A 12,891-nucleotide genomic window follows, 5' to 3' on the forward strand; every position below is an offset into this window, starting at 1 on the left:
TAACTGTTATCATTGATAACTAATAATATAGCAGATAATGCACGGTTATGTCTATGGGATGAAAGTTAGTTTCCACTACAAATAGCTTATAAATATAGGTTTTAGGGGATAAAAAAAGATTTGCTTATACCAGATAGATATAAGCAAATCTTTTTTCTTATACGGCTCTATTCCAGAATCGAGCTTCCGCTACACCTGTAACAAAGTCGTTAATGGTATCCTTCGCAAAATCGAATATACCTGTCTCGTTTATGAGCACACGACTTTTATTTAATACGGCATAGTCACTTACGGAAATACCCAAAGGTTTATAGTGATTAAAAGTCATTTCGATAAATTCAATGGCTTTGTTCTCAATTTTTCTGTTAGTGCTAATAAGCAGTGCAGCGTCAAAAAGGCTAGAATCCGCTGTATCATACGTATCGGTCACCTTTAATTCTCCATCTATCACATGCATTGTTTTATCAACGATACTAAAATTTATTTTATTCGCCGCTAATGCTTGAACCCATTGTGACAATTGAGCTTTATCTGGTTCTCCATTTAGAAGGATTGCGACACAACGGGTGTCGGGTTTTTTCACGGTATTCGCCATGCTTAGAGCAGGAGATTTTTTCGTTGATTTTACTTCCAAGTTGTCTGCGGGTAATAGTGCTCCAATGTTTTGGGCCACTTCTTCTGCTACGCTACGATCAATTCGGTTGAGAAGTTCTACTGCATTATTTTTAACGGTTTCTGACTTGCACTTGCCTAGCTCAAAGCTAAAGGCATCCTTCACATGCTGCTGTTCAAATGGAGCTAAGCTATTATAGAATAATTTGGCTTGTGAATAGAAATCAAGGAAGCTTTCGCTACGGCCTCTTATTTTTCTGCCATCAACCTTTTCCTGATAATGCTCATAACCGCCTTGCTCAACAGGTACTGGTTCTGGTTGGTTATTATTTAATGTATTATTATGGTAGCTTGTTTGTCCGTGATGAATGGCCATTTGATGCATGCCATCTCTTTGATTATTATGAAAAGGACATACTGGCTTATTAATCGGAATTTGGTGGAAATTAGGTCCACCAAGTCTGGATAATTGGGTATCGGTATAGGAGAATAGACGACCTTGTAATAATGGGTCATTTGAAAAGTCGATTCCAGGGACAACGTGTCCAGGATGAAATGCAACCTGTTCTGTTTCTGCAAAGAAATTATCAACATTCTGATTTAAGGTCATCTTTCCAACAATTTTGACTGGAACCAATTCTTCCGGCCAAATTTTGGTTGGATCCAATATGTCAAAATCAAATGCAAATTCATCTTCTTCAGAAATGATTTGTAAGCCTAGTTCCCATACTGGATAATCCCCTTTTTCAATTGCTTCATACAAATCTTGGCGATGGAAATCTGGGTTTTTTCCTGCTGTCTTTTGCGCTTCATCCCAAACCTGTGAATGAATGCCGAGCTTCGGTTTCCAATGAAACTTAACGAAATGGGCCTTTCCTTCTTTATTAACCAGGCGGAAGGTGTGTACACCAAAACCCTCCATCATACGAAGGCTGCGGGGAATTGCCCGATCACTCATTACCCACATAAGCATATGGGCTATTTCGTGATTTTGTCCGGCGAAATCCCAAAAGGTATCATGCGCGCTAGCTCCTTGTGGAATTTCATTATGAGGCTCTGGCTTTACTGCATGTACAAAATCAGGGAATTTAATTGCGTCTTGAATGAAGAATACAGGAATATTATTTCCAACTAAATCGTAATTGCCTTCATCAGTATAAAACTTAACAGCAAACCCGCGCACATCTCGAACGGTATCACTAGAGCCCCTAGAGCCTTGGACAGTAGAAAATCGGACGAAAACAGGCGTTGTTTTATTTGTATCATTTAGGAAATCTGCTTTGGTATATGGTTCAAGGGATTCATATAGTTGAAAAACGCCGTGAGCACCGACTCCGCGTGCATGCACAATACGCTCAGGAATTCTTTCGTGGTCAAAGTGCGTCATTTTTTCCCTAAAGTGAAAGTCCTCCATAAGAGTAGGTCCTCTTAATCCAGCTTTTAACGAGAATTCATCCTCTGCCATTTTTAAGCCTTGATTAGTTGTTAATCCAGCTGTTTGTTCATTATCAATGGTGTATTTCTTTAATTGCTCGATTTTTTTATTTTCCATTACAATACCTCCCAAATGATAATATGTATTAATTAATAATCAATATTGTTATTTATACCCAACCTTATTCATTTAAAACATGCCAAAAATAAAAAAAGCTAAGACTGCTCTTATAATCCAGTCTTAGCTTTTTCTATTAAACTACCTCTGAGGGATTTTCTTGATTTGCTGGCCATTCGCTGGTAAATTCCTCTACATCATATTCAAAAAAATCTTTTAAGTTAGCTTCTTTATCATCCAAAAATAACTCATCGGTTACAGCTGTAACAATGCGAGGAATGCCATATCTCATACCAGATAGGGCGGAAGCAGATAATCCGCAGCTAATTAAAGCTGCGTAATTAAAGGAGTATATGCCGTGAAGCATAGCTTCTCCTTTTTTATCTCGGCTGATAAAGGAAAAACCAAGACTTAAATAGGGATGTGCATCGAGTGTTTCAGATGCTATTTCTTCCGGTGCATCGTATCGGTCTTTCCAGCGGGCAATATGTTTTTCAACTAAACGTAATTCTGGACGCAGTTTAGGATCAGTTAATAAACCGGTACTAATGAATAGAAAATCAAAGAGATAGGTCCCCTTTGGTGTCGTTATTTCAGCTTTATCTCCTTTTTCTGCTACGTTAACCCATGGTGAGCCAAGATGAAGATGGAATCCTGGCCAGGAAGATGCTCGATTAAATGTATCATTCGTTGGTGGTTGATTGTGCTGAAAGAAGTGAGCAATTCCTGCGTATTTATCTTCATCCGATAATGCAGGGAAATGCTCAATCATTCCAGACACTTCCATCTGCCTAATAGGATTAATACGTTGCATTTTTGGGCGACGGATGAATACATGTGCTTCAGTGACCCCTTGGGATAAAGCGAAATTAGCATTATCAAATGCCGATGCACCACCACCTAAAATAGCTACCTTTTTTCCTTGTAAGGAATCAAAATCAATTGGTGCGGAGGTATGGGCATATAAATGAGTAGGGAGGTTGTTGGAAATCATGGATGGAACATGCCATTCTCCGCCCCCTTGGATGCCAGTTGCTAAAATTACTTTACGAGCAAGCAAGGTAGAAGGGGTCGTTCCGTTTCTTTTTATATGAAGACGATGTAATCCTTTTTCTAGTGGTTCGATTAAAGTTAGTTTTACTTCATTTTGAACGGGCAATTGTAGAATTTGTCGATACCATTTTAAATAATTCATCCAATCTCCACGAGGGATTTTATCGACTTTTTCCCAACCTTCCACACCGAATTGTGCTTCCCACCAAGAGCGAAAAGTTAGAGCCGGGATTCCGAGATCAATGGAAGTTAAATGTTTAGGGGTACGTAAGGTGACCATACGAGCATAGGTTTCCCAAGGTCCTTCAAGTCCTTCATTGTTTTCATCGATTACGAGAATATTTGAAACTCGTTCTCGTAAAAGCCCGAATGCAATTCCTAATCCAGATTGTCCTCCCCCAATGATGACTACATCAAAAACATGGCTCTCTGAATGAGTTTTTGGACGAACCCAATTTGGTCCTCCGTAATTAAGGTAAGCTAAATCTGTTTGTACACGTTTATTTAAGGCTTCTAAACTCATATTGTTAACATCCTCCCCCTTGCAAATAAAAAACAAATGTGAACTTTCCTCACATTAGTTTGTCATGCCAATATATTAACATGTTCATTTGTTTATTGTATGTATAATATATCTAAATTTTCTAAAAAATTTTAGTCAATTCGTTTAAAGGCTTCCGTTATAGAAGAAATTGCATAATAACAGAAACCTATCCTTCATTAAACTTTGTTATTTAGCTTAATTACATCCTTTTTCTCATGCCAACATTTTTTGCCTTATGCTTCCATAGAATTTGTTTAATTGATGGAGCAATGTCTTCTGGGCTTTGGATGATTAAAATAATTTCTGGTATGTTTCGATACATCGAGTTCTTTTTCTTTCGATGGAAAAAATAATATAGAAAATATCCGAAGAAAAAACCGATAATGGCAGCAATAATCCCGCTGAAAACGGGTCCTAAAAATAATTTAAAGCCAACGCTTGCGCCTATGACTGATAACCCAGTAGCAAATGCAATCCCAATTTCAAAGGAAGAAACATGTATATCAATAGGGAATTTTTTTTTATTACTGATAGGTGGTAATTCGTTCATATAAAGAACCATTATCTCTTCCGGAGGAATCCCATATTGTTCAATCTCGGAAAGTGCATGTTCGATTTCAATGGAGGGTTGAAAAGTTCCGACTATAATCATCCTTTTGCACCTCTTAAACTAAATTTGGAACCAGCATATCGATTGGTTAAGCGTTCTTCTTGTGATTCTTGAACAAGTATATTATGGTGAACGCAAGTAATATAAGCATGGTAAACGGATCCACCAAGAACTGAAGGCATAAACAGTAACCAATGTGGGTTTAACATTTTAATGGAAGAATCAAAGTCACCAATCATGGATAATATTAGTGATTTATGGACATGCGAAAGTAAAATGTACATCCACCACCAAAAAATTGCGTAAAAGCCTAAAAATACTCGATGATTATATAGCTGACCCAATCCAGGAAATAGGAGGGAATATAAAGCACTAATCAGAGGATTTCTAATCTGCAAGTATTGTATTTCTGTTGGGAATATCTGTACATTAGATAAATTTGGAATAGATAAATGAACCAACTTATTAAATTGATTTGCAGCACGATAACTGTCACCTACTGTTAATAGATAAATGGCAATATAGCCAATCATCCAATCCAAATTGATTACAGATTTAGCTAGTTCCACTTCTCCACAAAAGGAATAAACCATTGCCTCGTTAATATGTGCACCTGTATTAATGATTAATTCTAAAAGTGTGAGTAAGGTTCCACGTGCATATTGATTAAGCAAATAATGACCAAAACCTGGGAATACAGCTGACCACCAAGCGACTATGCAGGGTCTATGATACATAATATAGGAAATACCGGCTGTGCTGTATTTTGCTTTTGTAAAGGTTAATGTTTCACTCATTTATATACCTACTTACTAATTTTGGAATATATATATAGGGTGTGAAAAAAAATTAATCCTATTCATGTATTTACAAAAATCGGATATAATTGGTATTGATTTACATGTGCATGAAAGAAGAAGGAAAGCTTTTTGATATTTAATTGAATAGGCTTTCATCATATAAGTTGACTAGCTATGCTGTTTATATTAGAATATATTTATACTTAAAAATTGCATACTCCAAAGGGGAGTAGCTTACAGTTATGTCGTCAATACGCGATTGAATCGCCGGCTTAACTGGCAACTAAATGTTGTTTGCGAGACCTTTGCCGTTCTTTGGTAAAGGGATAAATAGATCAAATTTTAAAGCCTTTACCAATAAAATGGTAGGGCTTTTTATTTTTCTAGCAAATACTAAAGGGAGTTAGGAAGATATATGAGCCTAAGTTGTAATCTTAAGCATGGACAAAATGGATGAACAATAATCAGGAGGAATAGAAATGAAGAAAATTTTATCCGCAATTCTCACACTAGGATTGGTTTTATCCCCGGTAAGTATCATATTTCAAGATACGGTAACAACAGTAGAGGCCAAGTCCTATAAATCTGGAAAAAGGAGCTTTAATAACAATAATACCAATACAAACACAAATTCCTTTTTCCAAAAGAAAAATAATACAAATGACACGACAAAATCTAATCAATCCACTACCGCGAAAAAGTCTGGCGGCTTCTTCTCAGGCGGAGGACTAATGAGAGGGCTAATGGTCGGTGGACTTGCTGGTCTATTATTTGGTAGTCTTTTTGCTAACATGGGAGCATTTGGATCTATGTTAGGGCTTCTAATTAATATTATCGCTATCGTTTTAGTGTTTAATTTGATTAAGAAGCTATTCACTTTCTATCGAAACAAAAAAAGAGAGGAAGCAAATAATTGGAGAAATTAATTATCCCAGAACAGGATATTATTAATGCGATTTGTGTCTACGTCGCGCGTAAGAAACAGGTAAGACCAGAGGAAGTGGAAGTAGAGCTAATGTACGACGATGACTATGGTTTTTCAGCTGAAGCCTTTGTCCATGATCGTAAGCAAGTGCTAATCACACAAAATATGATTGAAGCACTACGTTTATGGCTAGACGAGTATTTAAATATGGATCCGTATATTGGATTGAAATTAGTATTAGATGATGTAGAGGGAATTATTGCAGTAGGAAAGTAGCAAAAAGGAAAGAGGATACCAATGCTAGGGAAATTGGTATCCTCTTTTTTGCCTGTTACTTTCTTATTCAGAGAAGTTAGATGCGCCAACTGTCTCCTATAGAAAACATTTGTTCTCACTTATATAAGTAGAAACTTTGTTTTAAAAAATCAATCGAAATTTAATTTATAATCTTCTGACTTTATCATTTTTAATTTCTTCGAAAATACATAAAGGAAGAACACGTTTAAAAGGAACGGTATAATTAAAAAGGTAGAAATCATAATTGCGATATTTTTATTGCTCCATCCACCATCTGCTAAGCGCATAAAGTTCATAGGGCCAACTAAGCCTGATAATCCAAAGCCTGCACTATAAGGTGTTCCTTGGATGTTTAAGAACCCTGCTAATCCACCTAATATGGCAGCAGTAATAATCATCGGAATAACAATCTTCGGTTTCATAAAGAAATTTCCCATTTGAATTTTAGGAGATCCAAGCACATGTGCTAAGGCAGTTCCCAAAGAGTTTGCCTTATAGCTTGCGATAGCTAATCCAATTCCTGCAGCTACAATCCCGAGATTTGCTGCCCCTGAGCCAATTCCAGACAGGGATATAACAGTTGCCACACCTACTGTGGAAACAGGGGAAAGAATAATTAAGCAGAATACTACTGCGATAACAATGCCCATAAGGATTGGCTGTAAGTTCGTTATATTTTCGATTGCGACGCCAATTAATCCAGTAGTAGATTTCATAAATGGCAATAATAAATATCCAGCCATTCCAGGTATTAAAATACTTAAAGTCGGTAAAAGAAGAATAGAATAGGCTTTTAACCGGTTGCCTACAAAGCGAACAAACAATACGGCAAGTGCAGCCGTAATACCCGTATTTACAACAACCCCAATGCCATTTAAAGTAAATAATCCTTCTGCTGTTTTTTGAACCACGCCACTTCCAACCATTGCAGCAATACCAATGCTAGCTGTTTGAATAGAGGATAGTTTAAATGATATTCCTACCATTACACCAATCAACACGGGTAATAAGCTCATAATAAATGCAGTAATATCTAATACGTGTTGAAGTGGAGGAAAGAAAGGAATAAAGAGCTTTAATATTTCGCCAAGCAATGCATTTGGGATTAAAGAAACGACAATTCCGATACTCATACCATTTAATAATTTACTGAAAAACTCCTTCACATTTGAACTCCCCATTCACCTTGAATTTGGAGTTTATTATATGTAAAATCTGGATAACCGTCAACGGTTATTTTTAATGCTTCAACGTGAAAAAGCGAACTACAGAAAAAATGATTGTGCTTTTTAAAACCTCTATATAAATTGCAATGAATCGAATGATTATTTTTGAAAAATGTAAAAAGATTCCCTTAAAAAAATACAAAATGTAAAAACAGAAAGGAGTTCCTCCTTTTATGAGGGAACTCCTACATGAAAATCCAAGATTAAAATGTTAAGATCAAAGCTGGTTTTCTCCTATTTTAGCTTTCCGGACATCTCGAGACTCCTTGTCAAAGTTTCGGAAATACTGTTCTAGCTGTTCCAATGTTTTTCCTTTTGTCTCAGGCAAGAATTTGCTAACAAACGTTATCGCAAATATGCCTAGTATAGCGAACAGAAAGAATGAATTGGATAAGCCAAATTTATCGAGAAGTATCGGGAAAACTAAACCAATGAGAAAGTTTGTTGTCCACAAACAAAATACGGAAACACCCATTCCTAATCCTCGAAGCTTTAAAGGGAATATCTCCGCTAACATAAGCCAAGTGACTGGTGATATTGCTCCTTGTTGAAAAGCAAGGAAGGTAACGGTCATACTTAGTACAGCGTATGGAAGAATAGCTGTTCCGCTTAAAGCGAATGAGAAGATTCCTATCAAGAGTAATGTAGTTGTTGTACCAATTAAACCTGTAATTAGCATTGGTTTTCTTCCGATACGTCCAAGTAGCCATATTCCTACGAAGGTAGCTAAAACAGAAATTACGCCATTTGCGATATTTGCTATTAAGGCAACCTCGGTAGAGAATCCTGTACTTTGCAATATTTGTGTACCATAGTACATAATCGAATTTACACCTGTGATTTGTTGAACAATAGCAATCCCAATTCCTAGAAAAACAATTCTTCTGATCCAAGGCTCTGCTAAATCTTTAAAGCCAACTTGTTCGACCTGTTCTTCGGTTTCAATAGCTTTCTTAATTTGCTGCAATTCTGTTTTTGCACGTTTTTCTTTTCTAATATGCAATAGTACATGAAAAGCATCTTTAAACCTGCCTTGCGATGCATACCATCTAGGACTCTCCGGTACAGCTAGCATGCCTATCCATAGGACAATGGCTGGTATTGTCGCAATGACGAGCATATATCTCCATGCGTGTCCGGAACCATCCATTGTATTTCCGATTATAGCATTCGTTATATAGGCCAGTAATTGACCTGTAACAATCATTAGTTCATTTTGCGTTACCATTTGACCACGTTGTTCGGCAGGGGACATTTCTGCCAGAAAGGTAGGAACAGCTACAGATGCTCCTCCAACAGCGATACCGAGTAAGAAGCGGAAAGTAACCATTATGGGGACGTTCGGTGCAAAAGTACAACCGAGAGTTGTAATAAGAAAAATAACAGCAAGATAAAGAATAACCTTTCTTCGTCCATAGCTATCTGCGAGTTTTCCACTGAACATCGCTCCGAATGCGGCTCCGAATAATAGGGAACTAGCAACGAGACCCTCAGTGACTGCATTGAGGTTAAGCTGGTCTGGAAGAGCCATATATGGTAAAGCTCCATTAATTACACCAGTATCAAAGCCAAAAAGAAGGCCACCAAATGTAGAGATAATTGCAATAATTTTTAAATTGTTTTTTTGATTTGTTTTTTTGTTCCTACTGTCAGGGTTTAATTGATCACTCATTGTATTTACTTTCTCCTCCTCTTATAATAATGAGTTTCATTATTATATTTGTATTTGAAATGTAAATCGATTGTCATCTCCTTTTCGGTTTAGTTTATTGTTCTATCCCTTATGGAATGCTAAAACTTTTGTCGGTAAGATAAGTTACAATTACTTTTCTTGGATAGTAAAAAAGAATAGAACAGTTTTATTATACATTATTATCAGAATATTTCAAATTGTTCATGATGGTGAATTATGTAAGGGATAGACGTACCAATACATTACCCAGATAAAAAAAATTAAAAACATCTTTGAAAATAGGAGACAGTTTATCTCTATTCAATTGGGATATAGGGAATTAAATGCGAATAATATGTTGTTTGGAGAGGTGTATTATCCGTTATCAGTGATTTCGAAAATGGAGAAGAGCATTTTAAGCAATAAAAAGTAGGAGACCGCTGAAAAAGAATCTCCTACCGTAAATTAGCTTTGCAGTTGTTTTAATTGAAAAAACTTCCCTTTTTTACCCATTAATTCATCATATGTTCCAAATTCGATACAGCTTCCATTTTCAATCACGGCAATTTTTTCTGCGTTTTTAATGGTCGATAATCGATGAGCCACAATGAAGGTGGTTCTATTTTTGCATAAAACCGATAAAGATTCTTGGATTTTTGCTTCAGAATGGCTGTCTAAGGCAGAGGTAGCTTCATCTAGAATGATTACTTTTGGATTCCGGATTAGGGCTCTAGCTATGGAAACTCGTTGTCTTTGACCACCTGAGAGTTTATCGCCATGTTCGCCTATCTTAGTATTTAAACCTTCGGGAAACTTTTGTATGACTTCCCAAAGGTTTGCGGCTTTAAGCACTTCTTTTAAGCGTTCTTCAGAGACACTTGGCATCCCATATGTGACATTTTCCCTGATAGTGCCAGAGAAGAGAATAGTTGATTGCGGTACGACTGCCAAATGATTTCGGTAAGAGCGTAAATCGAGTAAAGACATGTCATGGCCATCTAAAAGGATTTTCCCTTTAGTTGGTTGGATATAGCCAATCAGCAAATGAAGAATGGTGGATTTTCCAGAACCAGACTCCCCTACAAAGGCTATCGTTTCTCCTTGGTTTATTTCTAAATGTAAGCTATGGAGAATATCCTTCTTTTCATTTGTATAACGGTATGCGACATTTTGAATGGAAAACTGACCCTTCACTTCTTTCAGCTTTTTCTTATTATCGTGTTTTTCTACTTCTCCTGCTGTAAGAACTTCACCAATTGATTCTACAGATTCCATTCCCTTTGCAATAGTTGGAATTAAAGTAATCATACTAGAAACGGAGTTAACTACTGTTGTAAAGTATGTTTGATACATTACTACCTCCCCGGGGGTAATCGTCCCTCTTAATGCTAGAATACCAGTAAATACTAAACAAATTATTTGGAAGATTTGAAAGCTAGCCCAACTCACAGCCCCAAATAGGGATTGGATCATATCTAAATGAAAGCCTTTTGATAAAATTTGCTGGAAGCGGTTGTTCAAACGAGTGACTTCCTGTTTTTCTAATGCATGGGCTCTTGCAATTGGAACTAACTCAATCATTTCAATGACACGAGCGGATGTTTCTTCCATTTCTCGGCGAAATTCTGAATTAGAGTTCTTTATTTTTTTTCGAAAGGCAACAATGATAATAGCTGAAATAGGGACAGTCAGAAGAAAAAATAAAAAAACAGTTGGACTGTTATATAAGGTAATCCCTAGTGCAACAATCAAGTTAACTAATATATTTAAGCTGGAGACAAACACTTGGGAGGATAGTGTTTGAACAGCTTCTACATCTCTCATTATTTTTGATTGGAGTCGTCCAGACTGCATTTCTTTTTGAAAGGGAATGGACAGTTCCTGCAATTTTTTGATAAGAGAAGCACGAAGTCCTGATTCCACGTTGCGAATAGCCAAGCTATTATATTTCGTATGATAATAATTAGTCAGTATATTTTGTAATACGAGGATAGCCATAACGATAGCGTTTAAATAAATGGTACGAATGCCGCCACCATCTCTTAAGGTAGCGGCATTTATAACATTGGCGATTGCAATGGGCATTACCCATGCAGGGATATGCTTTATTGTATAAAAAACAGCGGAAAGTAATAGTTTTATATAATGTCCTTTGTATAGATGGATTAATACTTTAAAAGAGTTCTTTTGATGAGTGTCATAGCTTTGTTGAACAATTTTCTCTAATGTATCCAAGTTAATCCCACTCCTTAAACCTATGCCTTATAGACGGTGATATATCTCGTGAATATAATCAATTGCAGGTTTAATCGATTCTCTTTTTGTTTCTTCCAAAGTAGCATGCAGAAAGGGTCTATCGTGCTTTAGATAAGAAAGAATTGGTTCGAAATTCAACATTCCTTTTCCAACAGGGACGATTTCGAGTTTTCCATTATGAACGGTGAAATCCTTTAAGTGAATCATCGCGATATGGTCATGTAATAAATCGATTGCATCCTTTAAAACCTCATCTCGGTTTGAGATATTTTCAAGATTGATCAAGTTTGCAACATCCAAAATTATTTTTAAATGGGGTGATTGGACTTCCTCTACAAGACGTCTTGCTAATTTAGCAGTATAGAGAGGATGATTAAGTCCTGCTTCGATTCCTACTGTAGCGCCAAAATGTTCAGCGTATTCTACCATCTCGATTACAGAACTTCTGACAATTTGATAGGCTTCTTCTGTAAAGTTTTCTGGAGTATAGCCGTTGCCAACACTGCCAGTTTCTGTGCCAACTATACTAGTCCGGAAATCACGGGCAAGCTGTAAATGGGTTTTAAAGTTCTCTAAAGCTTCCTTACGAACAGAAATATCCTTGCTTGAAATGTTAACATAGCAGCCTAGTGTACTAATTTTGATTCCGTTTCTAGCGAAATAATCGCCAAAAAAGCTTGCGATTCCTGGTGACAAGCTTTGAAAGGAAGGGACAAGCTCTGGAAAGGATTTTTTTATAGCAAATTGAATATTGGAGAACTGATAGCTTTTTAATTGCTCACACAGTTCTTGTAAATCCAGCTGCCCTAAATCATGTGCGCGGATACCAAGATTGAGTGTATTCATTATGGTTATCTCCTTTATTCTTATTTCAGAAAGTACTTTAAAGATAAGTTACTTTCCTTAATCTCTTTAACAATCAGGTGAGCTATTGCTGCAGCTCCTTGCTCGTTAAAATGGGTATCATCTTTAATGCCATTTGGGTAATTACTTGATTCATTGGGTTCCAAATGGAGAAAATACTTTTTAGATAACATGGGACCTAATGATTGAAGTAGCTCTATTGATCTTTTATGAATATCAAGAAAGGTTACCTGGTACTGTTCTGCAAAGTCCTTCATTGCTTGCGGATATTCACCAAGAGAAAAAGAATCAATCGTATCGTTTATAAAATGCCTGCGCGAAACAGAAGACAGTAAGACAGGGATAGCACCATGTTTAAAGGCAGTATTTACAAAGGTATGTAAATTTGTTTGGTAATCTCCATAAGGGATTGTTCCGCGTGCTGGGTCTTCTTTTTGGTCATTGTGTCCAAATTGGATGAATAAATAATCCCCAGGTCGG

The 12,891-nt window shown here is 36.6% G+C and carries 11 protein-coding genes; 2 read left to right on the top strand and 9 right to left on the bottom strand.

All coding sequences use genetic code 11. The features are described 5' to 3' along the window. Positions 1–157 precede the first annotated feature (157 nt). From RTL21_RS15460 to RTL21_RS15475, 4 genes are all read right to left on the bottom strand, one after another. The gene (locus RTL21_RS15460) at positions 158–2,164 is read right to left on the bottom strand and encodes a catalase (RefSeq protein ID WP_312096993.1); all 2,007 of its coding nucleotides are present in this window, start codon (positions 2,162–2,164) and stop codon (positions 158–160) included. A gap of 136 nt (positions 2,165–2,300) precedes the next feature. Then, entirely contained in the window at positions 2,301–3,740 is a 1,440-nt protein-coding gene (locus RTL21_RS15465) for an NAD(P)/FAD-dependent oxidoreductase (protein ID WP_312096995.1), read from the bottom strand. Positions 3,741–3,960: 220 nt separating this feature from the next. After that, entirely contained in the window at positions 3,961–4,413 is a 453-nt protein-coding gene (locus tag RTL21_RS15470; RefSeq protein ID WP_312096997.1) for a hypothetical protein, read from the bottom strand. Further along, complete coding sequence (locus tag RTL21_RS15475) at positions 4,410–5,168, bottom strand: DUF5683 domain-containing protein (RefSeq protein WP_312096998.1); 759 nt, start codon at positions 5,166–5,168, stop codon at positions 4,410–4,412. Before RTL21_RS15475 ends, RTL21_RS15470 begins: the two co-directional genes overlap by 4 nt. A 482-nt stretch (positions 5,169–5,650) precedes the next feature. Here RTL21_RS15475 and RTL21_RS15480 point away from each other — a divergent pair, with 482 nt between their 5' ends. Both RTL21_RS15480 and RTL21_RS15485 read left to right on the top strand, forming a co-directional pair. Beyond that, the gene (locus tag RTL21_RS15480) at positions 5,651–6,097 is read left to right on the top strand and encodes a hypothetical protein (protein ID WP_312096999.1); all 447 of its coding nucleotides are present in this window, start codon (positions 5,651–5,653) and stop codon (positions 6,095–6,097) included. Beyond that, positions 6,085–6,372: a YxcD family protein gene (locus tag RTL21_RS15485; RefSeq protein ID WP_312097001.1), complete on the top strand. Its 288-nt coding sequence runs from the start codon at positions 6,085–6,087 to the stop codon at positions 6,370–6,372. Before RTL21_RS15480 ends, RTL21_RS15485 begins: the two co-directional genes overlap by 13 nt. Before the next feature lie 149 nt (positions 6,373–6,521). On the opposite strand, the gene RTL21_RS15490 is transcribed toward RTL21_RS15485, so the two are convergent. The 5 genes from RTL21_RS15490 to RTL21_RS15510 form a co-directional block, all read right to left on the bottom strand. Beyond that, positions 6,522–7,559: a PTS sugar transporter subunit IIC gene (locus tag RTL21_RS15490; protein WP_312097003.1), complete on the bottom strand. Its 1,038-nt coding sequence runs from the start codon at positions 7,557–7,559 to the stop codon at positions 6,522–6,524. A gap of 277 nt (positions 7,560–7,836) precedes the next feature. Beyond that, entirely contained in the window at positions 7,837–9,291 is a 1,455-nt protein-coding gene (locus tag RTL21_RS15495; RefSeq protein ID WP_312097005.1) for a sugar porter family MFS transporter, read from the bottom strand. A 465-nt stretch (positions 9,292–9,756) separates the two neighbouring features. Continuing rightward, positions 9,757–11,526: an ABC transporter ATP-binding protein gene (locus RTL21_RS15500; RefSeq protein WP_312097007.1), complete on the bottom strand. Its 1,770-nt coding sequence runs from the start codon at positions 11,524–11,526 to the stop codon at positions 9,757–9,759. Positions 11,527–11,553: 27 nt separating this feature from the next. Next, on the bottom strand, positions 11,554–12,393 hold the full coding sequence (locus tag RTL21_RS15505) for a sugar phosphate isomerase/epimerase family protein (protein ID WP_312097008.1): 840 nt from the start codon (positions 12,391–12,393) through the stop codon (positions 11,554–11,556). A 20-nt stretch (positions 12,394–12,413) separates the two neighbouring features. Then, on the bottom strand, positions 12,414–12,891 hold a 478-nt coding region (locus RTL21_RS15510), incomplete at its 5' end, for an SGNH/GDSL hydrolase family protein (protein WP_312097010.1).

It is taken from the genome of Niallia sp. (genome assembly GCF_031978665.1).
Taxonomy (GTDB): Bacteria; Bacillota; Bacilli; order Bacillales; family Cytobacillaceae; genus Niallia.